Source organism: Cyanobacterium sp. Dongsha4 (assembly GCF_036345015.1).
Lineage (GTDB): Bacteria > Cyanobacteriota > Cyanobacteriia > Cyanobacteriales > Cyanobacteriaceae > PCC-10605.
Map to the genome: position 1 here is coordinate 1,301,143 of NZ_CP084098.1, position 26,930 is coordinate 1,328,072.

The 26,930-nt window shown below is 33.5% G+C and carries 23 protein-coding genes and 1 tRNA gene; 12 read left to right on the top strand and 12 right to left on the bottom strand.

What is annotated here, in order from left to right:
• Positions 1 to 124 precede the first annotated feature (124 nt).
• From Dongsha4_RS05470 to Dongsha4_RS05500, 7 genes are all read left to right on the top strand, one after another.
• Positions 125 to 3,262: a DEAD/DEAH box helicase gene (locus tag Dongsha4_RS05470; RefSeq protein ID WP_330204713.1), complete on the top strand. Its 3,138-nt coding sequence runs from the start codon at positions 125 to 127 to the stop codon at positions 3,260 to 3,262.
• A 56-nt stretch (positions 3,263 to 3,318) separates the two neighbouring features.
• Complete coding sequence (locus Dongsha4_RS05475; RefSeq protein WP_330204714.1) at positions 3,319 to 4,848, top strand: hypothetical protein; 1,530 nt, start codon at positions 3,319 to 3,321, stop codon at positions 4,846 to 4,848.
• A gap of 62 nt (positions 4,849 to 4,910) precedes the next feature.
• Positions 4,911 to 5,138: a hypothetical protein gene (locus Dongsha4_RS05480; RefSeq protein ID WP_330204715.1), complete on the top strand. Its 228-nt coding sequence runs from the start codon at positions 4,911 to 4,913 to the stop codon at positions 5,136 to 5,138.
• A gap of 46 nt (positions 5,139 to 5,184) precedes the next feature.
• Positions 5,185 to 6,015, top strand: coding sequence for an SWIM zinc finger family protein (locus Dongsha4_RS05485; protein ID WP_330204716.1), 831 nt, complete (start codon positions 5,185 to 5,187; stop codon positions 6,013 to 6,015).
• Between the two features lie 177 nt (positions 6,016 to 6,192).
• Entirely contained in the window at positions 6,193 to 7,830 is a 1,638-nt protein-coding gene (locus Dongsha4_RS05490; RefSeq protein WP_330204717.1) for a TonB family protein, read from the top strand.
• 130 nt (positions 7,831 to 7,960) lie between these two features.
• Positions 7,961 to 8,344 carry a PilZ domain-containing protein gene (locus tag Dongsha4_RS05495; protein ID WP_330204718.1) on the top strand — a complete coding sequence of 128 codons (384 nt, stop codon included), beginning with the start codon at positions 7,961 to 7,963 and terminating at the stop codon, positions 8,342 to 8,344.
• Positions 8,345 to 8,401: 57 nt separating this feature from the next.
• A tRNA-Leu gene (locus Dongsha4_RS05500) sits at positions 8,402 to 8,482 on the top strand.
• Between the two features lie 8 nt (positions 8,483 to 8,490).
• Here the strand turns inward: Dongsha4_RS05500 and Dongsha4_RS05505 are convergent.
• The 6 genes from Dongsha4_RS05505 to Dongsha4_RS05530 form a co-directional block, all read right to left on the bottom strand.
• Positions 8,491 to 10,059 carry a serine/threonine-protein kinase gene (locus Dongsha4_RS05505; RefSeq protein ID WP_330204719.1) on the bottom strand — a complete coding sequence of 523 codons (1,569 nt, stop codon included), beginning with the start codon at positions 10,057 to 10,059 and terminating at the stop codon, positions 8,491 to 8,493.
• Positions 10,060 to 10,156: 97 nt separating this feature from the next.
• The gene (locus Dongsha4_RS05510) at positions 10,157 to 10,357 is read right to left on the bottom strand and encodes a hypothetical protein (protein ID WP_015220336.1); all 201 of its coding nucleotides are present in this window, start codon (positions 10,355 to 10,357) and stop codon (positions 10,157 to 10,159) included.
• A gap of 138 nt (positions 10,358 to 10,495) precedes the next feature.
• Positions 10,496 to 11,101, bottom strand: a complete 606-nt coding sequence (lexA, locus tag Dongsha4_RS05515) for a transcriptional repressor LexA (protein WP_330204720.1) — start codon at positions 11,099 to 11,101, stop codon at positions 10,496 to 10,498.
• A gap of 90 nt (positions 11,102 to 11,191) precedes the next feature.
• On the bottom strand, positions 11,192 to 12,130 hold the full coding sequence (gene queG / locus Dongsha4_RS05520) for a tRNA epoxyqueuosine(34) reductase QueG (protein ID WP_330204721.1): 939 nt from the start codon (positions 12,128 to 12,130) through the stop codon (positions 11,192 to 11,194).
• Positions 12,131 to 12,217: 87 nt separating this feature from the next.
• Positions 12,218 to 13,201 (bottom strand): GntR family transcriptional regulator, encoded by a 984-nt coding sequence (locus tag Dongsha4_RS05525; RefSeq protein WP_330204722.1) that lies wholly within the window; start codon positions 13,199 to 13,201, stop codon positions 12,218 to 12,220.
• A 160-nt stretch (positions 13,202 to 13,361) separates the two neighbouring features.
• Positions 13,362 to 13,796, bottom strand: coding sequence for a CAAD domain-containing protein (locus Dongsha4_RS05530; RefSeq protein WP_015218263.1), 435 nt, complete (start codon positions 13,794 to 13,796; stop codon positions 13,362 to 13,364).
• Positions 13,797 to 14,067: 271 nt separating this feature from the next.
• Between Dongsha4_RS05530 and lepB the strand changes: the two genes are divergently transcribed.
• Together lepB and Dongsha4_RS05540 are read left to right on the top strand one after the other, a co-directional pair.
• On the top strand, positions 14,068 to 14,631 hold the full coding sequence (lepB, locus tag Dongsha4_RS05535) for a signal peptidase I (protein ID WP_330204723.1): 564 nt from the start codon (positions 14,068 to 14,070) through the stop codon (positions 14,629 to 14,631).
• 137 nt (positions 14,632 to 14,768) lie between these two features.
• The gene (locus Dongsha4_RS05540) at positions 14,769 to 15,725 is read left to right on the top strand and encodes a PhoH family protein (RefSeq protein ID WP_330204724.1); all 957 of its coding nucleotides are present in this window, start codon (positions 14,769 to 14,771) and stop codon (positions 15,723 to 15,725) included.
• A 117-nt stretch (positions 15,726 to 15,842) separates the two neighbouring features.
• Here Dongsha4_RS05540 and Dongsha4_RS05545 read toward each other — a convergent pair whose 3' ends face one another.
• Complete coding sequence (locus Dongsha4_RS05545) at positions 15,843 to 17,327, bottom strand: RecQ family ATP-dependent DNA helicase (protein WP_330204725.1); 1,485 nt, start codon at positions 17,325 to 17,327, stop codon at positions 15,843 to 15,845.
• A 221-nt stretch (positions 17,328 to 17,548) separates the two neighbouring features.
• Between Dongsha4_RS05545 and Dongsha4_RS05550 the strand changes: the two genes are divergently transcribed.
• Both Dongsha4_RS05550 and Dongsha4_RS05555 read left to right on the top strand, forming a co-directional pair.
• Positions 17,549 to 18,316 (top strand): DUF928 domain-containing protein, encoded by a 768-nt coding sequence (locus Dongsha4_RS05550; protein ID WP_330204726.1) that lies wholly within the window; start codon positions 17,549 to 17,551, stop codon positions 18,314 to 18,316.
• A gap of 226 nt (positions 18,317 to 18,542) precedes the next feature.
• Entirely contained in the window at positions 18,543 to 19,214 is a 672-nt protein-coding gene (locus Dongsha4_RS05555; RefSeq protein WP_330204727.1) for an HAS-barrel domain-containing protein, read from the top strand.
• A gap of 23 nt (positions 19,215 to 19,237) precedes the next feature.
• Here the strand turns inward: Dongsha4_RS05555 and Dongsha4_RS05560 are convergent, their stop codons facing one another.
• Positions 19,238 to 20,296: a mechanosensitive ion channel family protein gene (locus Dongsha4_RS05560; protein ID WP_330204728.1), complete on the bottom strand. Its 1,059-nt coding sequence runs from the start codon at positions 20,294 to 20,296 to the stop codon at positions 19,238 to 19,240.
• A 97-nt stretch (positions 20,297 to 20,393) separates the two neighbouring features.
• Between Dongsha4_RS05560 and Dongsha4_RS05565 the strand changes: the two genes are divergently transcribed.
• Positions 20,394 to 22,172, top strand: coding sequence for an ABC transporter substrate-binding protein (locus tag Dongsha4_RS05565; RefSeq protein ID WP_330204729.1), 1,779 nt, complete (start codon positions 20,394 to 20,396; stop codon positions 22,170 to 22,172).
• Between the two features lie 144 nt (positions 22,173 to 22,316).
• Here Dongsha4_RS05565 and Dongsha4_RS05570 read toward each other — a convergent pair whose 3' ends face one another.
• The 4 genes from Dongsha4_RS05570 to Dongsha4_RS05585 all read right to left on the bottom strand — a co-directional run bounded on the left by Dongsha4_RS05570 (position 22,317) and on the right by Dongsha4_RS05585 (position 26,739).
• Positions 22,317 to 23,663 carry a cytochrome P450 gene (locus tag Dongsha4_RS05570; protein ID WP_330204730.1) on the bottom strand — a complete coding sequence of 449 codons (1,347 nt, stop codon included), beginning with the start codon at positions 23,661 to 23,663 and terminating at the stop codon, positions 22,317 to 22,319.
• A 19-nt stretch (positions 23,664 to 23,682) separates the two neighbouring features.
• The gene (locus tag Dongsha4_RS05575) at positions 23,683 to 23,997 is read right to left on the bottom strand and encodes a hypothetical protein (protein WP_330204731.1); all 315 of its coding nucleotides are present in this window, start codon (positions 23,995 to 23,997) and stop codon (positions 23,683 to 23,685) included.
• Positions 23,998 to 24,271: 274 nt separating this feature from the next.
• Complete coding sequence (dnaK, locus tag Dongsha4_RS05580) at positions 24,272 to 26,176, bottom strand: molecular chaperone DnaK (protein ID WP_330204732.1); 1,905 nt, start codon at positions 26,174 to 26,176, stop codon at positions 24,272 to 24,274.
• Between the two features lie 284 nt (positions 26,177 to 26,460).
• The gene (locus tag Dongsha4_RS05585; RefSeq protein ID WP_330204733.1) at positions 26,461 to 26,739 is read right to left on the bottom strand and encodes an addiction module antidote protein; all 279 of its coding nucleotides are present in this window, start codon (positions 26,737 to 26,739) and stop codon (positions 26,461 to 26,463) included.
• Positions 26,740 to 26,930 lie beyond the last annotated feature (191 nt).

Genomic DNA, 26,930 nt, shown 5'->3' on the forward strand with positions numbered 1-26,930 from the left:
GAAACAAGTAATAAGTAATGATTAATTAAAGATTAAACTAATAATTTACATACTTAAAGTAATAGAGTCTTAAATATTTTTTTCAGTAAAATAAGATTTAGACTTTGAGACAAATTAGCTGAGTATGAAAATTGTTCACGGTACATGGATTCCCTCCTCAGAAGATAATTTTATTCAGAATGGTACGTTTTATTTATGGGTAGAAATTGCCAAAAATAATCGCAGAATTACCAAAATTAATAATCTTTATCCCCGTCAACTAACCTCAGAAGATTTAGCTAATTTTTTAGTCAAAGATTTAGGAGTTTCATCTAATAATTATCAAGATCCTGTTAAACTAATAAGCAGTAAATATTTTCTTCTTCCTAGTAGTGATAATCAACCTCTCCCCTCTTTAACATTAAGTCGTTATTTAGAAACAGAATATCCTGAAAATACTGAATTACAGTACTGGGCGATCGAATCTTTTCCTTTAAATGAAATAATTAAAACTCTCAATGATTTGCATTTTTTATCACTTTATCAAACTCAAGAATGGGTATTAGGAATTGATTTACTTTTTTGGTATTATTATACCCAAAACTTTAGACAAATTATTCTCAAAGATCAATATATTCCTGCCTTAAAATATCGAGAAATTAATACAAAGAAAAAAACATCTAAATCTAAATCCTTATCTGGGGAAATTTATCCGAGTTGGGCGATTGTTTCCCATAATTATGAACAATTAATTAAGCAATGTGTTGAGATGATGCCCCTTGCTTGTGTGGCAGGTTTTGATGAATTGTCTGAGTCAATTAATTTTTATGACAAAGAAACTTTATTACATCATTTTTCCGAATATTTACTGCAACAAATAATAAAAAACACCTCTTTACCCCAAGTTTTTACTAAAAAAATTAACAATTCTTCTTTACTTCATAACTGTCTTTTTTCGCTGGAAAAACCTTTAACCGATAAAGCTAGTTTAGAAACTTATCAACAATGGCAAACATGGTATCAAAAAATAATTGCCGGTAGTAATAATAGCGATTTTAATCTATGTTTTCGACTGAAAGAAGCATCGGAAGAAAATCCCGATAAATGGTATTTAGAATTTTTGGTGGCATCAAAAAAAGATCCTTCTTTAAAATTAAATTTGGAAGATTATTGGCATTTTGACAAAAAAACAAAACAATTAGTTACAGAACAATTTGGCAAGGAATTTGAAAAAAACTTACTTTTAAACTTAGGTTATGGAGCGAGAATTTATCCTAAATTATGGGCTGGATTAGAAACAGATAAACCAGTAGGATTGTCTTTAACTTTAACAGAAGCATTTGATTTTCTCAAAGAGGTGGCATGGATTTTACAAGATGCAGGTTATACTGTGATTGTACCAGCATGGTGGACTCCGAGCGGTCGTCAAAAAGCTAAAATTCGCTTACAAGCATCCACAAAAAAATCATCTTCTTCTAGTAGTAAAAATGAGAAAGGTTACTTTAGTTTAGACACGATTATTCAATATCAATATCAGTTAGCCATTGGCAATGAAGTTGTTACACCTCAAGAATGGCGACAATTATTAGAGGCAAAAATACCTCTAGTTAAATTTAGGGGAGAATGGGTAGAATTAGACCAAAATCAGATGCAAAAAATGCTAGAATTTTGGCAAAATAGTCAGGAAGAAAATAACGAAAAGAGTTTACTAGAATTGATGAAAATTGCCACAGAAGAAGTGGATATGTTTGAGGTTTCTCATGATGAGAGTTTAGCCCAAATGATGGCAAAATTAACAGATTATACTCAACTAGAATTAACTAATAATCCTGATAATTTTCAAGGGGATTTAAGGGAATATCAAAAGAGAGGTGTTTCTTGGTTAAAATTTTTAGAGCTATTAGGTTTAAATGGTTGTTTAGCAGATGATATGGGGTTAGGAAAAACGGTACAAGTTATCGCCCATTTAGTTCAGGAAAAAAATGAAAATAAACAGTTATTACCTACTTTATTAATTGCCCCTACTTCGGTGGTAGGAAATTGGTATAAGGAAGTGGAAAAATTTGCTCCTCATCTTCAGGTAATGATTCATCATGGGGGCGATCGCATCTCTGAGGAAAAAACCTTTACAACTGAGGCAAAAAATTATGATTTAATTATTACTTCTTTTACTTTAGCTCGGAAAGATTTAAAATTATTAAATCAGGTAAAATGGCAAAGAATTGTCTTAGATGAAGCTCAAAATATTAAGAATCCTAGCACTGCTCAAACTAAAGCTATTTTAAAATTAAATGCTAATTATCGTTTAGCTTTAACCGGTACTCCTGTAGAAAATCGTCTCTTGGATTTATGGTCAATTTTTAACTTTCTTAATCCGGGTTATTTGGGTAAAAAAACTCAGTTTCGTAAATCTTTTGAGATACCAATTCAGAAGAATAATGATAAAAAACAGTCTATTGTATTGAAAAAATTAGTTGAACCGTTTATTTTAAGAAGATTAAAAACTGATAAAAATATTATTAAAGATTTGCCCGATAAAGTAGAGCATAAACAATATTGTAATTTAACCAAAGAACAGGCTTCTTTATATGAATTAGTGGTGAAAGAAGTATCGGGAGAATTAGAAGAAGCGGAAGGAATGCAAAGGAAGGGTTTAATACTTTCTACTCTGATGCGTCTTAAACAAATTTGCAATCATCCTCGTCAATTTTTGCAGGATAATAGTGATTTTAATGCCCAACGTTCACATAAATTAGAAAGGTTAGGAGAGATGGTTGAGGAGGTAATTGCGGAAGGTGAAAGTCTTTTAATTTTTACTCAATTTACGGAAATTGGTGAGGCTTTACAGCATTATTTTAAACAAAAATTTTACTATAATACTTACTATTTGTATGGGGGTACTTCTCGCAAAAAAAGGGAGCAAATGATTGAGGAATTTCAAGCCGAAAATACTGAACCTTCTTTATTTATTTTGTCGTTAAAAGCAGGGGGTGTGGGGATAACTTTAACTAAGGCAAATCATGTGTTTCATTTTGATCGCTGGTGGAATCCTGCGGTGGAAAATCAAGCCACTGATAGGGCTTTTAGAATAGGACAAAAAAAGAATGTATTTGTTCATAAATTCGTCACTTTAGGTACACTAGAGGAGAAAATTGATTTGATGATTGAGGATAAGAAAAAAATAGCAGATGCGATCGTTACCTCAGATGAATCGTGGTTAACGGAATTAGATAATGATAGTTTTAAACAGTTAATTGCTCTAAATCGTCAGACTATTATTTAGATTATTTTTGTATTATTTTTTGTATTTTTTATATTTTTTATTTAATAGAGTATTGTATGAATATTTCATCTCTTTCTGATTTAGAAAAATTAGAGTCTAAGATCAAGGGGAATTTAAAAAAACATAAATTAGGCGATACTCTAAATTCTCTTTATGTAAAACAAAAATCACAAAATCTTCAACCATTTATGGTAGCAGGATTTGCTTTATTTGCTATTAGGTTTTGTCCTCCTAGCAAATCATCCGAGTTGATAAGAAGATATGATATTACATCTTTGATTGATTTATCTAATGATTACTATCTAGCTGATCCAATAACTTTTGATACAGATTTATCTGATGAATTTAAAGATTCAAATCCAGTCTTCATGATACTACGACTTGTTAGTAGTCAATTTCCTTTTAATCAGGGTCTTTTTAGCGAGTTTGCACGTCCAGCTTTACTATTTGACGAAATTCCAAAAAAGCTAAAAGGTTTATCCCATATTCCAGAATTTGATTTTGAAAATAAGTTTCAAGCAATAACAGGTGTTTCTGTCCTTGATTTTATAACTACAGGTTTTGTAATTTATGTTGTATCGAAACATAACTTTACATTCAGTTCTAATTATTTGAAGAAATTTCGTGAAAAAGGTATAAGCATACCAGATGATTGTACACTCCAAAATATTATCAATCAACTTTCTGCTGATAAATCTCAGTTAATTAAATTATATGAACAAAGAAAAAATCAAGATCATCGTTTTAGAATGCATGATTTTAATCCGATTATACAGTATCCATTAATAAAGCCTTGTCAAAATAAAGGATTCTCTAACTCATATAAAGATTTTTTTCATGCACCAGTACCTGATTTAGTTGCTTCAAGAATTTCTACGGGAATTTACTATCAAATGTTTAATGAATATAAAACCCAATTTTCTGAATATTTTGGTCATGTATTTGAATACTATGTTGGAAAGGTACTAGGTAATAGTATTACGTCAGAAAAATTATTTTCAGAATCGGAAATTCGTAACTCTTATCCAAAGGAGAGAGGAAAAGTTCCTGACTGGATTTTGATTGATGGAACAACACTAATTGTCTTTGAATGTAAAGCTACTCGTTTTTCGAGAGCAGCACAAGTAATTGCTAGTGAAAAGGCTGTAAATGATAGTTTAAAACAAGTTGAAAAAGGTTTGAAACAACTCGGTTGTTTTATTAAGGCTTGTCAAAATAAAGTTTTAGGGTTAGAACAATTTTATAATTGCACTACTTTTCTCGCAATTCTCGTATCCTTAGAGCCTTTGTATTTAGTTAATAGTATTTGTTTTCGAGAACATATAAATGCCATATTAGGAAATGAACATATTACTAATTTTCATTGGCAAATACTATCAATTGATCAATTAGAAAAATTACAGCCACATCTTGATAGTAAAATTAAACTATCTCAAGTCCTAGATGATTTACAGAAAAATAAATTTAATGATGTTTTGGAAAATTTAAGTTCTGAGACGAATAAAACTTTTAAGGATTCTTTTTTATATTCAAAACAAGAAGAATTGTACAGACGTCTTGGAGAAGTCGTTTTAGGTATCGATTGACAGGGCGTTATGATCCTTTTTAACTAGATAGAATATATTTGGTAGTTTCTTGGTTAAAAAATATGACATCAAAACCATTGCAAATTGAAGGTACTTGGGAAGAAATACTCTTACAAGGAGAGAAATTAGCAGGACATAGAGTGAGAGTAACAATTATTAATGATCATGAAATTAACTCCTCTCCAGAAGATACTTTTCGTAACTCATGGAAAGAAATAAAAGAAGGTAAAATTAGACCAATTTCTGAATTATGGAAAGGAATTGATACAGTTGGATTTAATTTTAACTAAAACAATAATCACATAAATTAATTTCTATTTATTAATAGCAATAAAAATGAGTAAATTTAGTAAAACATGGTGGGGAAAACGTTTTATCGAAGCCTTAGAATCTTTCACGGACTCAGGAAGATTAAGTCGGGGGCGTAGTTATGCCAATAACGGAAAAGCCAAAGAGTACAAAATTACTAAAGGAAAAATCACTGCTAAAGTTAGAGGTTCAGTTAATCCTTACTTTGGCGTTTATAAAGAACCTTTATACAAAACTGAAATCTCTTTAACTCCCATTTCTCAAGAAGATTGGGAAAAAGCGATCGCACTTCTTTCCTCTCAAGCCAGTTTTGTCAGTAAACTATTGATGAATGAAATGCCAGACAATATAGAGGAAGTATTTTATAAAAAATTAAAACTGCATTTACTTCCCTATAATAGTAAGGATTTTGAAACAGATTGTTCCTGCCCCGATTGGTCTAATCCATGTAAACATATAGCAGGAGTTTATTATCTTATCGCTTCAGAGATCGATCGAGATCCCTTTTTATTGTTTGAATTGCGTGGGCTTAAAAAGGAAAAACTACATCAGGAATTGATGCGATCGCCCCTCGGTCAAATTTTATCCCAAGGATTAACCACAGAGAATTTAGCACCAGAACCAGCAGAATCCTATTATACTAAACCAGTGTTAGTAACAGCTAATAGCAACATAAATCAAAAAGAATTCTGGCAAGGAGAAAAAAGAATACCAGAGCATTTACCAGATAATTCTTCTAATACCATTCTCGCTATAGTAGTCAAAAAAGCAGGAGATTATCCACCATTTTGGCATCAAGATAGTTCCTTTATCGAAGTAATGAGCGATTTTTACACCAGAATTCGGAAGACATTTTGACCTCTACCGATGGAGACAGCAACGGGGACTCAAAAAAAGGAAAATCTAATCGGGTTAAAACATTGATCTTTTAAAAATATCGTAAGTCTCAAAAGGTTTCGATACAATAAGAGAAAATTTATCCATCATTACTCATTAACTAATTTTCATTTCTCCCATACCTATAAGGAATATTCTATGACTACCATTAAAAATTTAGAAAAACCAACCATTGCTTTTAATCAAATTATCAGGGAAATTAACTGGGCGTTATTAGCTTCAATTACAGCTCATGGTCTTTTTTTCACCCTCATCTTTCCCAGATGGTATGCTCAAGGTAATTCTAATAATTCTAATGGTTTGACCAACACCCCAATTATAGAATTAAATTCCTTAGAACAAACTCGTCTGCCCAATTTAAACCCCTCAAACTCATTAGATTGGAATAGTCTTAACCCTTTACCAGAAATAGATAATTTCAACGGTTTAACAATTCCCATACCTCCTTTAGAAAGTTTGGAGAATAGTGGTTTTGATTTACCGCCACTAGATGGAGGAATGATGTATCAGGATTTTTCTGCCTTACCCCCTCCTCCTCCTGCTTCAATTAGCAACTTTTCCACCGCCCCTATCCCTCAAACATCTTTACAGTTTGAAACTAATCCCACTGCTCCCTTAGATTTGCCACCACCACCACCCATTAATCAAAATTCCCTTGCTAATTTACCGCCGATTCCTCAAGATAAAATTGATCAAATAACTCAGAAAAATAACTCCGGCACATCCACATCTTCTCCTTTTAACCAAACAGATGTTCCAATTAATCAAATTCTTGATGCGGAAAGACAAGCAGAAATCAGAAGACAATTATTTGCTAATTCTCCCATTGAGGTTACGGTTAACCCTAGAGATGTAATAAATAATCGAGATAATAAAACTGACGTTAAAGATTCTTCCTCTCAAACATCAAATCCTGACAATAACTTACCCGTTAAGTTGGAAAATCAATTTAATAATCTAACGGATAAATTAGCCCCAAATCCAGAAAATACAAGCGATGAGGAAGCTAGAAAAAATTATGTTGCATGGGCTAAAAATGTGCAGAACGTTAATCCGAAAGAAATTACTATTGTTGGTGTATATCCTAAAGATGCTTGTGTTAAGAAACTAGAAGGCACTACTACTTATGGTGTTGTTGTTAACTCTATGGGGAATGTGGTTGACACTCAACTGATTAAAAGTGCTGGATATAACTTATTTAATGAACAAGCATTAAAACAAATTAATGCCCGACAATTTGAAAATACTGGCGATGGTAATATTCCCTACCATGTTTATGTTAATTTTCAATACGATACAAAAGTATGTCCTTCTGTTTCATTGTCTAATTTGGGTAATGTTCCCCAATCTAGCCCCCAACCTTCTTCCAATCCCAATCCAGTAAAGCCCAGTAGTGTTAAACCTGCTACCCCCAACAATGTCAAAGATAGCCCTAGTCATTCTCAACCCTCGTCGGTGGCAACACCCGTAAAAAAAGAGAATTCCAATAATTCCCAAATAAAACAACCTACTACAGTCAATAAATTAAGTACACCAACTAATAGTGCAGAAGTTTTGCTGAAACCTAATCCTGAGACGAAAAAAACGACTACTCCTCCAAAATTACCTCCAATTATTGAGAATTCAACGAAAAAAGACAGTCAAGCACCATCTCCTTCTGCAAGAGAAATAATTAATCCTTCTACTAACTCTTCTGGAGAAAAAGAGCAAGAGAAGAAAAGCCCTGAAAATGAAGTTATAATCAAAGAAAAAGATCCTATGTCTTCTCCTGAATAAAAAGCTCACGAATAGGTGAGAGAAAATTATGAATTAAAATTAATGGAATAATCCCCCTATCGGGCATTACAATGAAAGTATAAAAAATAAGATTCAATATAAGTTTTTCACTCTTTTACTATTATTAATTATGAATAATAATGTTGATATTAATTCGATAAATGAACAGAGACAATTCAGACGTATTCTTGCTGTTTGTAGGGTTTTGGACTTGGATCATAAATTTTTGGGATTCACTCTCGACTTAAACCGTTCTGGTATTAAAATTATTGTTGATAAAAATTTTCAGTCTGGGGATGAGTTTGAAATTATCTTAAGTCCTGTTAAAGAAGATGAGGAAATAAGCCCTGATATTGTGGTTAAGGTAGAACAAAAATGGAGATCTTCTACCAATGAGGAGTTTGATCAAATCGGTGGGGTAATTATAGAAGTTGATTCCCCTGAATATATAGAGGAGTTAATTGATTACTGCGATCGCCGTGCTAAGGAAAGATACCAATTAGATTGGCAATAAAAGAATAGGATATTGACTTGTAAAAAAAAATTCGTTAGAATGTTGAAATGTGACCTAGCGGATGTGGCGGAATTGGTATACGCGCACGTTTGAGGGGCGTGTGGCTTTGCCTTGCGAGTTCGAGTCTCGCCATCCGCATTTTTTAGTTAGTCTTTAATGGTTAAATTATTGCCCCTCACATCATAAGTAATAGCTGGAGGCGCTTCACTAGCTTTTTGACTCATTAATTCTAGCATAGATAAAGAATAAGTATATCCTTGAGGACAAGATAGTTCTTCATAGGATAAAGGTAGGGATTCGGTTAACTTTAAGTTAGTGAAATAGGGATATTTTTTTTCTGGTTTTTCCGTTTCACAGTTATTGAATCTAATGGCATATTTTGTGTTTTGTGTGCCTAAATTAGGGGTTGCAAAAACTCCCCAATCCGTTGGTTTAGGTTTATAGTTTTTTTGCTTAGAAATATTTTCTTTTGAGTTAGGATTTCCTCCCCAAATCATGGTCACAAAATTTTTGAGATTGTCATTTTTCGCTAATGCAATGATTGCTATATGATGGGGTGATAGTTTTTGTATTTTAAAAATATGTCCTTCTCCCAATGGTAAATAAGGAGTTTTTTCTAAAAATTCTCCATTTTTTTGGTAATAACTATCTTGAATATTTGTCAATAAAATTAATCCTTCTAATGCTTCTTTTTCTAAGTCTTTATCTGATTTTAATATAATTTTTTCTGATACACTTTTATTTTGCTCTGGTAATTTTTCTTGATTATGAATTATATTTTCTTTGTTATAATCATCTTTTTTAGTTCTTTCTAAATTTTCTTCTTCTTTCTGATTATGATAATTATTTATATTGAATAATCCTAAAACTGAAACAATAACTAGGGCTGTGGTTGTCTGCCAAGATATGTGTTTTTTTTCTTCTATTTTTTCTAAATCTTTAATTATTTCTTCTACTTTTGTATAGCGTTGAGTAAGGGAAAAGCTAACCATTTTATTGAGAATTTTACAGAGATTTTTATTTATTTTTTCTCTTGCATATTCTTGCCAAATCCAATTATTATTTAGGTCAATTAAATCAAAAGGCGATCGCGCTGTGAGTAAAGATAAACAAGTGACACCTAAACTATATATGTCACTGGCAAAAACGGTTTTTCCTCTGGCTTGTTCAGGGGCAATATATTCAGGGCTACCAATGACTGTAGCGGTTTTATAGGGGTCTTGTTGACTTAATAATTTTGAAGCTCCAAAATCAACTAAATAAAGTTGTTGATTATCTATTTTCCTAATAATATTTTCTGGTTTTATATCCCTATGAATTATATTTTTATCATGAATAAATTTTAATACTGGCAAGATTTCTCGAAGTAATTTGATTATTTTTTTCTCTGAATAAATACCTTGCTTATTTAACTCTAATTTTAGATTTTCTCCGTCAATAAATTCTTGAATAATATAATAATTATTATCTTGTTCGCAGAAATCAATTAATTTTGGAATATGGGGATTAGTATTGAGAAATTGTAAACGATGAATTTCCGCAATAAATAGCTGCCAGTTTTTTGATTGAGAAGATTTTGAAGTGTTTAACAGTTGTTTAATAACACAACGACATTGATTTTGACTATGGGTATCAATGGCTAGAAAAGTTTTCCCAAAGCCCCCTTCCCCAATGATTCTTAGGGCTTGATAACGATTTTTGATCAATAACTCCATAGCCTTGCCCTCTTTTTTATTCCCTAACTAAGAGTAAATTAACCTGAAACCTAAAACCTCCCTTTATCAGATATTCTTAAGCCGAATTGATGTTAAATTAATCATCTAATTTTGACCCAAAAAAAGTTTGAGTTTTGTGACTAATAAACTTGCTAATATTTTGATCATAGTTAGATGCGATCGCAAGAAAAGCACCTCCAAAAATATAAAGCGGAAGGGGCATAAAAAAATTTTTTAACCACATAATAAACTGGGTCAAAGCAAACAAAATAAAAAAACTTACTAACCAAACTTTCATTAATTATCACTCCTCAAATAATTTTTTAGATGAATAAAATTCAACTATAAATCAGTCATTATGTTGTTTAAATAAAATATTTTTTCTCTAATTCTCTAATTCTTCAAATAGCTTATTCAACCTAACACCTAACTTTTTTTACTGATTTAAGCGGAAAACCGCTAGTAAAACCCCTTCTATTTCCACCTTATTAGATGCAATAGTAATCTTTTCTTCTTCTGGCTTAAAACCTGTCAGAATAGTTTTACTGGCATTATAATCAATTCTTTTGACCATTGTGCCGTATCCTTCTGCCTTTACCGTGACAATTTCTCCTGCTTTGATGGATTTATCGCCTTCTGTATCTCCCATAACTAAGTAATCTCCATCACTGATATGGACAGAAATCATGTTATCTCCTTCAACTTGCAACACATAAGAAGTGGAAGAAGGAAACATCGAACCAAAATCAATTTTTTCTTGTTCATCCGAGAAAGATTCAACTACACCCCCCTCTTTAACCTTACCCAACAAAGGTAAACCTTGATGATAGTTTTTGAGAATTTTTAAGGTACGTGCTTGTCCTTCTGTCCACTCAAGATAGCCTTTTTTACGCATCTTTTCCAAACGACTCTGAATCGGTGCAGGCGATCGCAAATTCATTGCTTTCATCATTTCTCGAATGGAAGGAGAATGTTTATTTGTATTGATATACTCCACCAACCAATCATATAATTGCTTTTGAGCAGGAGTCAAATTTTCCATAATTCACAAAATTTAGGTATGAGATTTAGTCTGTATTAGTTTTAATTTAACCTAGAACACTCGTACTAAACAAGTATTTTGAGAAAAAAATTAAATCTTTCTCATTTGAGTTTTTGCATTGCGTTGCCACATTTGAGGTTTGATACGTCTTAAAGCCGAACCTTGAAAGCGTTGATCCCATTCTTGTTCAGTCATGTTTGCTAAGTCTGCTAATTTAGGATAAAGATTTTTTGGGTAAGGGTGAAAATCGGTAATATCGGTTTCTTGGGCAAAGCTCTGATTCCAAGGACAAACATCTTGACAAATATCACAACCTGCCACCCAACCATTTAAGTTTTTAGCAATCTCATCAGGTAATTGAGGGCTTCTATTTTCAATGGTATGATAGGCAATACATCGGTTAGCATCCACAACAAAGGGTTCTGTAATAGCATTAGTAGGACAGGCACTTAAGCAACGGGTGCAAGTACCACAGTGGTTAGTATGGGGGTTGTCGGCTTCCAGAGGTAGGTTAGTTAAAATTTCTCCTAAAAAGACCCAACTACCATATTCTCTTGTGATCACATTAGCATTCTTCGCAATCCAACCAATACCTGCTTGTTGAGCCCAGAATTTATCTTGAATAGGTCCTGTATCTACATAGTATTTAACTTTGGCACTAGGGTCTTTTTCTGTCAACCAATGGGCGAGGATTTTGAGTTTTTTGGTGATAATGCGATGATAGTCTCTACCCCAACCATAACGAGATATTTTGCCGATTTCTGGATTATCTGAGTGTTGATGAGGAGTGTAATAGTTTAAAGCCAGACAGATAATTGATTTAACTTCTTGCCAACAAAGGGTAATATCTTTACGCCGAGGATTATCCATCCATTCCATTTGGGCATGGTAGCCGTTATTTAACCATTTTTGCAGTCTTTTTTGATTTTCTTGCTGTTTATCTTTATTTTCATTTACATCAACTATGCCGACTCGATGAAATCCTATTTCGAGGGCTTTTTCTTTAATTTGTTCACTCAATTTTTCCATATTTGAGAAATAAGTAACGAGGTTAGATAGTGGTTTAAAAAAGAGGAGTCAGGTTTTAGGTTACAGGTGTTTTTTATTATTTATTTTTTAATGGTTAATTTCTAATTCTTTTTTTAGGAGTTGAATAGATTTTTCGCTGATGTAGTTATTGGTGGCAATAATTTTTGGTATTCTGATCAAGTCTGATTCTAGTTTTTGCAGGGTTTTTTTGACAAGGGTGGAGCAGTTGCGATCGCACATTATTATATCAGCAAAACGAATAAGATGATTAAGTTTCCGTTGATCATGAATAGTAGCAGTAATCGTATTAATTTCATCTCCCCTAAGACTATGAATTAAAATTTCTGCAACTCTTAAAATACCACCACTTAAGCTAACGATTCCTAAATTCGCATTTTTGGGTAATTGTCGAATGATGGTTAATTCTTTTTTATAGTCATAAATATCGATGGGAATAACTCTTGTGGATTCAGGAGAGACAATTTCTAAAACTTGAGGCACAAAATAACGACTTGTTACCACTGTGGCAGATTTGGTTTGAGTTAGGATGTGATTTAATTCTTCTAAAGGCACTAATTGAGTGGGAACAAATAAAGCCTGTTCTAATTCTAGTACCATTAACTGTCCTGCACCTATGTCCACTTTTGGAACTGTTACTAAGATTAAGGCACTACATCTTAAACGCCATTCAATTTCCCCTAAGAAAAGTTGTTTAATTTGTTCTAGGTTATTACCTTGTTGTAATAATTGTTCAATACTTCTCTTAATAATGTCTGCCTGAGATGAATCTAATCCGACTAAATGTTTATTTTTTTTTGTGGCTTCATCTCCTTGAGATTTAACATAAATGCCTGAACCTGTGATGGATTCTACCAAACCTTTTTTTTCCAGTTGTCGATAAACCTTACTGATGGTGTTGCGATGTAAATTGGTGACTTGGGCTAGTTGTCTTGTACTAGGTAAACGATGACCGGGGGGATATTGACCAGATGCGATCGCAAACTGAATTTGATCAATTAACTGTTGAGAAGGGGAAATATGACTATCAGCTTGGATGCGAAAATTGAACATCAGCACAGATGAGTTAAAAATTAAGACAGGGCAAGGGGCAAGAGGAAAACCCCCCTTTATCCCCCTCTCGAGGGGGGAGAGCAACGGTAAATAGTTGATAATTAATAACTTCTAACTCTTAACTCCTAACTCTCTGACACCCCAAGCCCTACTACTTAGCTTAATTGTCAGCCTTACCACCTAAAACTTGTTGCTTTAAGCTATCAAACTCAGAAAATAATTCCTGACGAGTGGACGCTTTGAGTAAATAACGAGTAACAAACCAAACACTATAACCCAAACCAACTAATTCAAGAATAGAAGAAAGTAAGGGAATATTGTCGATCGCATCTAAAACAGATAAAGTAATATAAACGGTAATCGCAGACGCAACAATTAAACCAGTTGTGGTAAGGGGTTTTTGGTAATCAGAAAAGAAACTGCCTAATTGTTCAGGAACTTTTGCTAAGAAGTCCACCACCAAATCCACATATTCTTGCCAACTACTATCACCAGCAGATTTACCAGTGGTAGTCATCATTCCGGGGACATCATTACTAATTTTCTTTTCCATTGTTTCTTGTTTAGTTTCCATGTCTTGAACTTTAGATTCCATAAAATAATATCTCCTAAAGTAAATTTTTAGATAGTTCCTTTGAGTCTGATTTTGATTAAATTATTGACTCTTGCTAATATTATCAAAGAGTTTCTCTTTTATGATCCTTAACATTAATTCTTCCTAATATTAAGTTTAGAATAAGCATTTTTGGATCACTACAGAAGATTACCCTCAAGTCTTATAATTGATAATCAATAAACTTAACTTTAATTTATAGTAATAAATCCCAAAATAATAACTATATTTTTCTCAACAATACTTATAATTTATGACCAAATCCTCAGAAACGGTAAAACAAAATTTCAGTCTTCGGACAATAATCAAAGAAAACTTTACTACCATTGCCCTCGGCTTAATTCTTGCCCTATTAATTCGGATTTTTATTGCTGAACCCCGTTTTATTCCCTCTGAGTCTATGTATCCCACTTTAGCCATAGGCGATCGCCTCGTAGTGGACAAAGTATCTTATAATTTTACTAAGCCTCAAAATCAAGATATTATCGTTTTCAGCCCTCCTCCACAACTACAAATTTTGGGGTATCAACAAGATCAAGCCTTCATTAAAAGAATTATTGCCCAAGCAGGAGAAACCGTTGCCGTTAAAGAAGGAAAAGTTTATGTGAACAATCTGCCCCTAGAAGAAGACTATATTCTCAGTCCCCCACAATACAACTTAGATGCGATCGAAGTACCTCAAGGATACGTCTTTGTCATGGGAGATAATCGCAATAACAGTAACGATTCTCATATCTGGGGATTTTTGCCTGTAGAAAATATTATTGGCAAAGCTATTTTCACTTTTTGGCCTCCAGAACATATCGGTATCATTTAATATTCTTTATCTGAGATGTTAAAGTATTGGGAAGTAATGAGTAGAAATCACCCTTGTCAGAAGCTAGAAATTTTTTAACTATAAACTATTCATTATTCACCACTCACCCTTGCTCTTTTCTAATTGCTAATTGTTAAATGACTGAAAATACTCAAACTATTGCCTTACCAAACATAGAAAGTGCGATCGCACTTGCAGGTATTCAAGAAGAAAATTTACAATTTATTGCCCGTCATACAGGAGCAAATTTAATACTGCGGGGACAAGATTTAGTTATTTACGGAAAAGAAAAACCTGTACAGAGAAGTATAGATGTGATTAACTTTTTAAAACCCTATTGGGATAGTGCTAAATCTATCACTCAACCAGATATTTTAACCGCATTTCAAGCACTAGATACAGGAAGAGTGGAAGAGTATCAGGATATTCAAAATGATGTGTTAGCCAAAACCCGTCATGGAGAATTGATACGGGCAAAAACTTTTCGTCAAAGACAATACGTCAAAGCTATTAAAAAATATGATATTACCTTTGGTATTGGTCCTGCTGGAACTGGAAAAACTTTCTTAGGGGCGGTTATTGCCGTACAAGCTCTATTAAATGGAGAGTGCGATCGTCTCATTTTAACACGTCCTGCTGTAGAAGCAGGAGAAAAATTAGGATTTTTACCCGGAGACTTACAACAGAAAGTAAACCCCTTTTTACGCCCCCTTTATGATGCCCTATATGAATTTATTGAACCGATTAAAATTCCCGACTTGATGGAAAGAGGAAAAATAGAAGTTGCCCCCCTTGCGTATATGAGAGGAAGAACCCTAAGTAATGCTTTTGTCATTGTAGATGAAGCTCAGAACACCACTCCAGCACAATTAAAAATGGTATTGACTCGTTTAGGCTTTGGTTCAAAAATGATTGTCACAGGAGATATAACCCAGACAGATTTACCATCCCATCAAGAATCAGGTTTAGTAGTTGCCACCAAAATCTTAAAAAATGTAGAGGGTATTGGTTTTTGTTACCTTACTCAAGCAGATGTAGTTAGACATCCTCTCGTGCAAAAAATTGTCGCCGCCTACGAAAAAGAGCATTGCTGAATAACAGTATAAGTTAGTTGACCTCAATTTGGTTTAAGAATATCAGGTAAGTGTTAGGTTGTTGGGAGGTTGGGAGCAAATTTCTTTTTTATCTTAACTCCGAACTCAGGTTAATTACTATTTGAAATTATTGCGGATACTAGCTTCACAATTATCGCATTTCCCACAACGAAAATCTCTACCCTGTAAAAATCCAAAAGCATTGAGGAGAAAACCCCAACGACATTTTTTTGTTCTCATATATTCTTCGGTTAATTTGACTAATTTTTTTTGTTTTTGAATTAAATATTTGATATTTTCTTGAGGATTTTTGAGATTAATTTGATAGTTAAATGGGTCTAACCAATATAATTGTTTACTAAGATTTAAGATTGAAAGATATACCTGTTTATCTCTGGATAAATTTTCTATATTCCCTTGAAATGGCAATTTTTTAATTATATTAATTGCTTCTTGATATTGCTTAATTTGTCTTTGGAGAAAGTATTTTTTGATATTTTTATCTTCAGGATTAAAGAGACCCGTTTTTTCACTAATTAGGGTTATTACTTCTGCTAGTTTGCCGTCTCTGCCACCTCTACCTATTTCTTGAATATACTCAGAAAGAAAGACAGGGGCTTGATAGTGGAATATCCATCGTAGGTTAGGTTTATTAATGCCCATGCCAAAAGCAGATGTACACACCACAAATTTGATTTTTTCTTCTAACCAATCTTGCTCAATGTTTCTGCGAATACTTGCTTCTAATCCGCCATGATATGCTTTATTTTGATAACCTAATTCATTTAGTAAGTGACTAATATTTTCACTATCTTTTCTGGTTCTGACATAAATTAAGCCACTTTGTTTCTTTTTATTTTTTATGTGGTTAATTAATTGTTTTTTTCTACTTTTGGGAGTCCAAATAGTTTTAATTTTTATCTGTAAGTTATCTCGATAAGGACTAATTAAAAATTTTTCAGGATTCGATAATTGCAAATATTCTTGAATAATTTTCTGAGTATTATTATCTGCTGTAGCGGTGAAAGCGGCGATGGGCAAAATTATAGATTCTTTTTTCATACCCATTTGAGGAGAATTTAGTTTAGATTTAATTAAACTAGAACGAATTGCACCTAAACGCAAATATGTCGGGCGAAAACTATCCCCCCATTGGCTAAGACAGTGGGCTTCGTCTAAAATTAGGGCGTTGATAATCAAGTTAGGATGAGAAATTATTTTCCAAATAGGCGGAGAAAGGAGAGTTTCTGGAGAAAGATATAGCAACCTTAATTTCTGATTTTCTAGTAAGTTTAAAGTAAAGGTGCGATCGCGCTTTTTCATTTCACTATGTAAAATAGAAGCAGGTAAATTTTTTTGTCGCAACTCCAATACTTGATTTTCCATTAAAGCCACAAGGGGTGAAATCACTATAGTTAAACCTTTTTGTAATAAAGCGGGTAACTGAAAACAGAGAGACTTACCGCCACCTGTAGGCATTACTACTAAACAATCCTTGCCTGATAAAAGTGAGTTAATAATTTCCTTTTGAGGATAACGAAAATCATCATATCCCCAATATTTTTGTAGATTATATTTTAAGAATTGTAACGAATTATTCATAAATTTATGAAAGTCTAAATAGTTAAGGAGAGATTAGGAAAAAGAAGGGATATTGCATTTAATTAGAGTAAAATTGATTACAATAAATTCTGTGTTATCTTATTTTCATTTATTTACGAAAAATAGTTACTATTTCTTCCTAGTTTCTTCTTGACTAACTATTATCAACAAAATTTAGGAAAAACTTAGTTAATATAGAAAAAAGATTTGAGGAACAAAATATGTTAAAAGCGATCGCATCTATAGCTAGTATTACTTCAATTATTTTACTTAATCCCACGAATATATCAGCACAAACTCAAGACTTTAATGCAAATAGTTATCAAAAAAATACCAATAGTTCATTAATAGCCCAAACCATGCCTCGCCTACGTTTCAAATTACCAGATAGAGGAGTGCCGGGGGCAAGAATTGGGGGAGCAACCAGAAGTGGCGACAAATCAACGGTAGTAACCGCCATTATTCCCCCTGAAAAATTAGCGTTAACCATTGACGACTCACCCACAATCTTTGTTTATCTACCTAAGAATGATGCTTTTGACGCAACTGTCAAGGTGGTAGATGAAAATGGCAAAGAAATATATACCAAAAATTTTACCCCCCCCAATGAAGCAGGAGTTTTAAGAGTCAAATTACCAGCTAACATTAACCTAGAAGAAACAAAATTGTACAAATGGGAGATTCAGTTAATCTCAGAAGACGATAACCCCTTAACCGCTTTTAAATTAAGAACAGTTGGTTGGTTAGAAAAAGTTTCTTTACCCGAAGAAATGCAACAGGAAATAACAACAGATAAAGAATGGGATAGTTTAAATACCCTAGCTGAAGCAGGTATTTGGTATGACACCCTAGAAGGATTAGCTTTACTACGTGCCGAAAATCCACAAGACAATCAAATAAAAAAAGAATGGGTTGAATTGTTGAATTCCGTTGGTTTAGATAGTATTGCTGAAATTGCTATCTTCCCTGAAGTGGTACAAATCAATTAGAATAAAAAAGGGCAAGGGGCAAAGGACAAAAGGCGAAAGGCAAACCCCCCTTTATCCCCCCTCGAGAGGAGGGAGGGCAAGAGGCAAAAGTGTTTAATTAATTTCTCCCTAATCCCCTAACACCCCAATACCCGATTTCCCTATCCCCCCTCATCTCCCCAACACCTTAAAACCTGAATCCCGAACTCCGAACTCCGAACTCCGAACTCATTATTCAATTTTTTCAATGCGTTTACCATTACCAAAACAGGAAAGAGAAAATCCCCTTTCTGAACATATAGGAGAAGTAATAGAAACTTCAACCACAGAATTTTTAGCCCAATGCTTAGAGCCAGAAGAATTAAATTTTCCAACTATGCCACCCTTCGGCAGTTGGGTTAAATCTTTTGATGAAGAATCTGGAAATAAAATATTTGCTGTGGTGACAAATGTAACTACTGCTCCTGTGGATTCTGTACACAAAGCAAGAGCGTTAGGTTTAACTTTAGCAGAATTAAGGGAACAGCAACCGCAAATTTTCGCTATGTTGAGAACCGAATTTCGGGCGGTAATTATTGGTTTTGAAACTCCTGCTACTAACGACAATAATGGTTATAGTCCCAGTAATGGCAATATATATCAATATTTGCCTCCCCGTCCTCCTCAAATTCATCAAGGGGTTTTTCGTTGTGTGCCTGATGAGGTAATCAAGTTTACTGCTAATCCAGATTTTTTAAGGGTTTTATTACAAATGCAAAATACCCCCGTTGAATCTCTCATTGCCGCTACCTTAAGAGAATCATACCGTTTGAGAAATGGCGATCGCACTTGGCTGGTTAACGCAGGTAGGACTCTTAGTGTCTTATTGAAAAATGATTATGATTGTTTAAAGTATATTCTTAGTCAAGTTCATTGGTAAAGTTTAATAATTTATTTAATACTTTAATTGTTGTTGACATAAAGTGTTTGTGTGGGGTAAGCGAAAGTAATTTTATGGTGAGAAAATGCCTTTTTGATCGCAAAATTTACCTCATTTTGAGCCATGCGAGAAATATATAATTCGTTACTATGAACATAATAAATGATGTCAAAATTTAAGCTAAAATTACCAAATCCTGAGAAAAAAGCAACATCAAATGTTATATTTTTTATCCCTATTAATGCTTCTTTTATTATGTCAGGAATTGTCTCTAAAATTTCGTTTTCTGTTTCATAAACTACCCCTATTTTTAAGATTACTTGTCTGCGTTGCATTCTTTTAAAATTGCGTAATCTGGAGTTAGTTAAATCAGTATTTGCCAGAATTAATTGCTCTCCGGTTAGGGCTTTTATTCTTGTTGTTTTGATGCCGATATGTTCTACAAAACCGATATAATCATCTACTGCTACTAAGTCTGAAATTTCAAAAGGGCGATCGAATAAAATAGCAAAATAACTAAATAAATCTTGTAAAATACCTTGAGAAGCTAAAGCCAAAGCCACACCACCGATTCCCAAACCTGCAACTATAGCCCCTATATCAAAACCCAAATTACTGAGAATAAAAATAGTTGCTAATGTCCAAATTACTACTCTTAAAGCAGGAAATAAAGCATTAATTTTACGCTCAATTTCCTTATTAGAATCATGATATTTTTGACTATAATATTCGATTAAAATTCTTGCAATGTCCACTAATAATTTTCCCACGCAAAAAGTTGTGGCAATAATTGAAAATGTTTTAACAGCACCGAGAATACTTTTATGTAACTGAATTTCTTTAATGGTAAGGTAAAATAAACCAAAATAGGTAATAGGTAAAAAATGTTTTGCTAAAATATTGGTAATTTTATAAGCGAGTAAATTCTGATTATCTTTGCTGATTTTTTTTAATTGTCTAACCACAATATTTTTAGCTACCTTTAAGAAACAATAACCTAACACGAGCAGAAGAATAGAAATGATTATATCTTTAGCTAAACTAGGTAACTTTTCTGATAAATTAATAAAAAAATCTAACATAAATAACTATTGATTTAAAATATATTTTATAAAAACTATAACTAATATATAATTTTTGTATCATAGCACTGAATTGATATTTCAACTATTAATAATTATGAAAACCTTAAAATTTATACGTCCTATATTTTGCGAAAAAATAACTAAATTATTAACTATATCTCTATTATTTATAAGTTTAAATTTATCAATATCTAGTTGTAACGTTATCAATAAAACAGATAATTCCTCACGAATTATACAATCAGTTTTAAGTGATCCAAAAACCTTTAATGTAGCACTTTCTCAAGAGTCACCTAATATTTTTGGTTTAACCTATGAGGGGTTAGTAAGAGAGAATCCTTTGACGGGCGAAATTGAACCAGCATTGGCTAAAAATTGGACTATTTCTGATGATAAATTAACGATTATTTTTACTTTAAAAGAAGATTTAAAATGGTCTGACGGACAACCATTAACAGTGGATGATGTTGTCTTTAGTTATAATCAAATTTACCTTAATGAAGAGATACCTACAAATGTTAGGGATAGTTTACGCATTGGTCAAAGTCGAGCTTTTCCTACGGTAGAAAAATTAAATGAATCTCAAGTTAAATTCACAATTCCTGAACCATTCGCTCCATTTTTGGATAGCACAGGATTAGCAATTTTACCTAAACATATTTTGGAAGAAAAAGTTAATACTAAAGGCAGTGATGGAAAGCCACTTTTCTTATCTTTTTGGGGTGTGGATACTCCCCCTGAAAATTTAGTGGTTAATGGTGCTTATAAATTAAAAAACTATGTAACTTCTCAACGAATTATTTTCACAAAAAATCCTTTCTATTGGGAAAAAGATATTATGGGTAATCAGCTACCTTATATAGAAGAAGTTGTATGGGAAATTGTTGAATCAACAGACACTTCTTTATTACAATTTCGTTCGGGTAGTTTAGATTCTGTTGGCATTACACCTGAGTATTTTTCCCTTTTAAAGAAAGAAGAAAAGAGAGGAAATTTTACTATTTTTAATGGTGGTCCTGCCTATGGTACAACTTTTATGGCATTCAATCTTAATCAGGGTTCAAGAGATGGTAAGCCTTTAGTAACTCCTTATAAATCAAGATGGTTTAATAATGTCAATTTTCGGAGAGCGATCGCACATGGTATAAATAGAGAGAGAATGATCAATAATATTTATCGGGGTTTAGGAGAGCCTCAAAACTCCCCCATTTCGGTGCAGTCACCTTTTTATGATCAAACCATTAAAGGATATGATTATGACCCAGAATTAGCCAAGCAAATACTTTTAGAAGAAGGTTTTAAATATAGAGAAGATGGCAAACTTTTAGACTCAGAAAATAATGAAGTTAGATTTACTCTTTTAACCAATGCGGGGAATAAAATTAGAGAGTCTTTAGGTTCACAAATAAAGCAAGATTTAAGCCAAATTGGTATTACTGTGGACTTTACCCCGATCGCATTTAATGTTTTAGTAGATAAATTAAGTAATTCTTTAGATTGGGAAGCCCATATTATTGGTTTTACTGGCGGTAATGAGCCTAATGGTGGTGCTAATTTATGGTTTCCAGATGGAAATTTACATCTTTTTAATCAAAAACCTCAACCCGGAAGACAACCCATTGAAGGTAGAGTTATCGCTGATTGGGAAGCCAAAATTGGACAATTATATATAGACGGAGCAAGGGAATTAGACTTTGAAAAAAGAAAAGAAATTTATGATCAAACTCAACAATTAGCCTCTGAATATTTACCCTTAATTTATTTAGTGAATCCCTACTCTTTATCTGCTGTCAGAAATCGCATTGAAGGAGTTGAATATTCTGCCCTAGGTGGTGCTTTTTGGAACATACAAAAATTAACTATTAGGGATTAAGAAAAGTTAAAAAGGCAAAGGGCAAAGGTAAATAGTGAATAGTGAATAGTGAATAGTTGATAATTAAAAATTAAAAATTAAAAACTCTGAACTCCGAACTCCGAACTCCGAACCCTTATCCGATATTCTTAAACCGAACCGAGGTTATTTATGACCTAAAAATTTCATGGGAATGCCTCCTTCAGGGCTTAAAACTACTCCACGACGACGGGGTTTTACGGCTTTTTTTGTGACTAACTCCAAATCATACTCTCGCAGTATTTTAGCCACTACTAAGCGCATCTCATAGGTAGCTAATGCCTCTCCTAGACAACGGCGCACCCCTCCTCCAAAAGGTAAAAACTCATAAGGGGAATATTGTCGGTTTAAAAATCTTTCTGGTTGAAATTGATTGGGATTGGGATATAAGTCTTCTCGTTGATGGGTTAAATAAATGCACCCTGTCACTATTGTTCCTTTTTTGACTGTTTGCCCTAATATTTGCACATCTTCGGTTGCTACTCGGGGAAAAGTTAACATTGCCACTGGATAGATTCGTAGTGTTTCATTACAAACGGCAGTAAGATAGGGTTGTTTATAAATGGTCGTACCGTCACTATCTGGGGCTAAGGCGTTTAATTCTTGTAGGAGTTTTTCTTTTACTTCTGGATAATAGTAAATCCAATACAATGCCCATGACATTGCGATCGCAGTAGTTTCATGTCCTGCAAACAGAATTAACATTAATTCGTCTCTTAATTCTTGGTTGGTTAATCCTTCTCCATTTTCGTCTTTCGCTTCTAAAAGCAGGGATAACATATCTATTCTTTCTGAGTTTTTTTCTTTTCTTCTCTCTTCTATTTCACGGTAAATTAAATCATCTAATCTTTTTTTGGTTCTGAGAAAACTACCCCAAGGACTCCATTTTCCCAAGTCTTTCCGTAGCCATTCATAAAATAGGAAACTAATATTAATTGGCTGGTTGAAGCGGTCTAAAATATCTTTGATTAATTGTGCCATTTCCAAGAAGCGATCGCCTTCTGTAAGTCCAAAAACCACCTTAAGTATTACTTGTAATGAAACTTCCTGCATGGTTTCCCTAGTGATAAAAATATCATTAGTTTCAAACTTACTAAATAAATTATTAACTATCTCCTGCACCGAATTACCATAATAGATCATGCGATCGCCGTGAAAGGGAGGCATCATCAATTTTCTTTCTCGTTTGTGTCTTTTCCCATCCAAGGAAAGTAAAGAAGAATAACCCACAATAGGAGTAAGTACCGTGTTTAACTCACCGTCAGCAAAAAAGGTTTGACGATCATTCGTTAATATTTGCTGTATGGCATCTGGATGATTAACAAATAAAATATTATTACCAAACCCAGTAATTTGAGCAGTAAATAAATCTTGATACTCTTTGACTGCCTGACTCATATATTCAGGAGGATTCAAAATCCACTTTACAGTCTGTAACCATACAGGAGTTGATAATTGATTGACGTAAACCATTTTTATATTCTTCTTCTGTTTATTTTTTAGTTAATCCCCTATAAAAACACATTAATCCAGATCCAATAAAAATCGCATTAATAATCCAAATGATAATTTTTAACAAGGAAAGTATATTATTAAGACTTGAGTTTAAATTTTCTTGAACTGTAAATATTCCTAAAAATATAGAAAAGAAATAGTTAATAGCTAAAGCAATAATTAAAAACAAAAACCCATATAAAAAATATTGAGAAGGCTTATTTTCATTTTTTTTACCAAATGCGGCTTTAAATAAATCAAAAATAGCATCAAGAATAATATCTAAGGGGGAATCATCTTTTTTTTGCTTCATCGGAAAAAAACTCCCATTAAACCAAAAATGAATATTAATGTAGTTATTATATAAAAAAGAACGACTTTTCTGTACCCCTCTACAATTTTAGGCTTAAAGTTGGTAAATTCTAATTTTTTGTATTTGAAGCTGTTTTGTAATTCGCAACAACAAAATTACTTCGAGTTGATTGAAAGTTCTAAAAACATTAAGGGTTGAATAATATTCAACCCCTACAAGTTTATATTAAGACATCTTAACTCTGAACCCCTAACTCCTAACTCCTAACTCTGGTTTATTTAGTTTCGGAAAATTCTGCATCGATAACGTCATCTCCGCCATCGTTGTTATCAGAATCGTTAGTGCCTCCAGTAGCATCAGCCCCGGGAGTAGCACCACCCGCTTGTTGATAAACATTACTACCGATGGTATAGAGAGTTTGTTGTAACTCAGGCATTACAGTTTTGATTTTCTCATCATCATCTTGACCTACTGCTTCTTTTAAGTCTTTGATTAAGCCTTCCGCTTTGGCTTTATCATCGGCAGAAACTTTATCCCCTAATTCATTGAGTTGTTTTTCTGCTTGATAGACTAAAGAATCAGCTTGGTTTTTACGCTCGATTTTCTCTCGTCTTTCTTTGTCCGCCGCCGCATTGGCTTCCGCTTCTTTAACCATGCGATCGACTTCTGTGTCAGGTAAGGTAGAAGCTCCTGTAATACTGATAGATTGTTCTTTACCAGTACCTTTGTCTTTTGCAGTTACGTTTAAAATACCGTTAGCATCAATGTCGAAGGTAACTTCAATTTGAGGAATGCCACGGGGTGCAGGAGGAATACCGTCTAAGCGGAAAGTTCCCAAACTCTTGTTATCTTTGGAAAATTCACGCTCACCTTGTAATACATGAATCTCTACATTGGTTTGACCATCAACAGCAGTGGAGAAGGTTTCGGATTTTTTGGTGGGGATGGTGGTGTTTCTGGGGATAATTTTGGTCATCACACCGCCGAGGGTTTCCACCCCTAAAGATAAAGGAGTTACGTCTAATAAGAGAATATCTTTTACTTCCCCTGCTAATACGCCTCCTTGAATTGCCGCGCCAACTGCAACCACTTCATCAGGGTTAACGGTTTGATTGGGTTCTTTTCCTAGAACTTTTTTAACAACTTCTTTAACGGCAGGAATACGGGTAGAACCACCAACTAACACTACTTCATCAATATCGTTCGCACTTAGTTTCGCATCTTTAAGAGCTTGTTCTACAGGAATAGCACAGCGATCGATTAAATCAGAACATAACTCCTCGAATTTAGCTCTAGTTAAGGTTAATTCTAAGTGTTTAGGTCCTTCTTGGGTAGCGGTGATAAAGGGTAAGTTAATATCAGCCTGAGAAACGCTAGAGAGTTCTATTTTTGCTTTTTCCGCCGCTTCAGTTAAACGTTGTAAAGCCTGTTTGTCTTTGCGTAAATCAATGCCTTCTTTTCCTTTAAAGTCTTCGGCTAAGTAATCAACGATTTTTTTATCAAAGTCATCACCACCAAGGTGCGTATCACCAGAGGTTGCTAATACTTCAAATACTCCATCGCCAACTTCTAAAACAGATACGTCAAATGTACCACCACCTAAGTCGAATACTAAAATGGTTTCATTACTTTTCTTGTCTAAACCGTAAGCAAGAGATGCGGCGGTAGGTTCGTTGATGATACGTTTTACTTCGATACCTGCGATTTTACCTGCGTCTTTGGTAGCTTGACGTTGAGAGTCATTAAAGTAAGCAGGTACTGTAATAACAGCTTCTTTGACGGGTTCGCCTAAATATTTACTAGCGTCTTCTATGAGTTTGCGTAATACTTGGGCGGAGATTTCTTCGGGAGCGAATTGTTTACTCTGAGAGGGACAATCCAACTTCACGTTTCCATTTACGTTTAATACTTTATAAGATACTTCGGTGGTTTCGTTGGTAACTTCGTCAAATCTTCTACCGATGAAACGTTTTACTGAGTAGAAGGTATTTTCAGGGTTCATTACCCCTTGACGTTTAGCAATTTGACCCACGAGGCGATCGCCATTTTTGGCATAGGCAACCACAGAGGGAGTGGTTCTAAAACCTTCAGCGTTAGCAATAACAACGGGCTTACCACCTTCCATTACTGCCACACAAGAGTTAGTCGTTCCTAAATCTATACCTACAACTTTTCCCATAAATAATAACTCCGTTTTACTATAAGTTAATTTCTATCTATAAAAGCAAACAACTAAGATTGTGAATAAAAAATAGATAAATTTACTCAATTGCTTATTTCTTTCTCTATATTGAGGGAAAGTGGCTATTTTCAGGTAGTGTAGTTTTCCGTACCTATTTTCAGGGGTGTTAGCAAAGTCATGAGGTGAGGAGTAATGAATTAAGGATTTAGGAGTCATGGGGATATATTTAGACAAAGTACTTAGCTTAATAACTCTCAGAAACCACCCAGTATTACTTGTTATCAAAGATGCCGAATGGAAAGTCTTAAGCCTAAACTATGAAGAATTTTATCAATGGTTGCGAACTGAGGATTCCCCGATTCGGAAAGAGTTTTATATAAACTTTCCCTACCTAAATCTGTTTTTTCAGCAATAGAACTCATACCTCCATTCGCTTGAATTACTTCCCTTAATGCCATCAGAAAAGTAGGTAATCCCTCATTTAAACATAATTCTAAATAGCCGATAACAAAATTTGGATTTTGTAAATCATTTTCAAATGTTTCTGAAATGTTTTTCAATTTTATTTTTATATTCCTTCCAAAGATTAATCGATTTTTGTATGTCTTTACTTTGCGAATTTTTATCTCCCCCTAAGAGAAGAATAACAATCATATTTTGGTATCGACTAAAATAAATTCGTAATCCACGGTTTGTAATTTTTTAACAATAATTTCATTAATTGTCATATATTGATTGTATCCCACAAGAT

Coding starts and splice junctions, on each gene's coding strand:
- Dongsha4_RS05490 (WP_330204717.1), top strand. CDS start 6,193: ATGACTACCATTAAAAATTTAGAAAAACCAACCATTGCTTTTAATCAA.
- Dongsha4_RS05475 (WP_330204714.1), top strand. CDS start 3,319: ATGAATATTTCATCTCTTTCTGATTTAGAAAAATTAGAGTCTAAGATC.
- Dongsha4_RS05470 (WP_330204713.1), top strand. CDS start 125: ATGAAAATTGTTCACGGTACATGGATTCCCTCCTCAGAAGATAATTTT.
- Dongsha4_RS05525 (WP_330204722.1), bottom strand. CDS start 13,201: ATGTTCAATTTTCGCATCCAAGCTGATAGTCATATTTCCCCTTCTCAA.
- Dongsha4_RS05565 (WP_330204729.1), top strand. CDS start 20,394: ATGAAAACCTTAAAATTTATACGTCCTATATTTTGCGAAAAAATAACT.
- Dongsha4_RS05550 (WP_330204726.1), top strand. CDS start 17,549: ATGTTAAAAGCGATCGCATCTATAGCTAGTATTACTTCAATTATTTTA.
- queG (WP_330204721.1), bottom strand. CDS start 12,130: ATGGAAAAATTGAGTGAACAAATTAAAGAAAAAGCCCTCGAAATAGGA.
- Dongsha4_RS05555 (WP_330204727.1), top strand. CDS start 18,543: ATGCGTTTACCATTACCAAAACAGGAAAGAGAAAATCCCCTTTCTGAA.
- lexA (WP_330204720.1), bottom strand. CDS start 11,101: ATGGAAAATTTGACTCCTGCTCAAAAGCAATTATATGATTGGTTGGTG.
- Dongsha4_RS05540 (WP_330204724.1), top strand. CDS start 14,769: ATGACTGAAAATACTCAAACTATTGCCTTACCAAACATAGAAAGTGCG.
- Dongsha4_RS05575 (WP_330204731.1), bottom strand. CDS start 23,997: ATGAAGCAAAAAAAAGATGATTCCCCCTTAGATATTATTCTTGATGCT.
- Dongsha4_RS05560 (WP_330204728.1), bottom strand. CDS start 20,296: ATGTTAGATTTTTTTATTAATTTATCAGAAAAGTTACCTAGTTTAGCT.
- lepB (WP_330204723.1), top strand. CDS start 14,068: ATGACCAAATCCTCAGAAACGGTAAAACAAAATTTCAGTCTTCGGACA.
- dnaK (WP_330204732.1), bottom strand. CDS start 26,176: ATGGGAAAAGTTGTAGGTATAGATTTAGGAACGACTAACTCTTGTGTG.
- Dongsha4_RS05505 (WP_330204719.1), bottom strand. CDS start 10,059: ATGGAGTTATTGATCAAAAATCGTTATCAAGCCCTAAGAATCATTGGG.
- Dongsha4_RS05495 (WP_330204718.1), top strand. CDS start 7,961: ATGAATAATAATGTTGATATTAATTCGATAAATGAACAGAGACAATTC.
- Dongsha4_RS05510 (WP_015220336.1), bottom strand. CDS start 10,357: ATGAAAGTTTGGTTAGTAAGTTTTTTTATTTTGTTTGCTTTGACCCAG.
- Dongsha4_RS05530 (WP_015218263.1), bottom strand. CDS start 13,796: ATGGAATCTAAAGTTCAAGACATGGAAACTAAACAAGAAACAATGGAA.
- Dongsha4_RS05485 (WP_330204716.1), top strand. CDS start 5,185: ATGAGTAAATTTAGTAAAACATGGTGGGGAAAACGTTTTATCGAAGCC.
- Dongsha4_RS05545 (WP_330204725.1), bottom strand. CDS start 17,327: ATGAATAATTCGTTACAATTCTTAAAATATAATCTACAAAAATATTGG.
- Dongsha4_RS05570 (WP_330204730.1), bottom strand. CDS start 23,663: ATGGTTTACGTCAATCAATTATCAACTCCTGTATGGTTACAGACTGTA.
- Dongsha4_RS05480 (WP_330204715.1), top strand. CDS start 4,911: ATGACATCAAAACCATTGCAAATTGAAGGTACTTGGGAAGAAATACTC.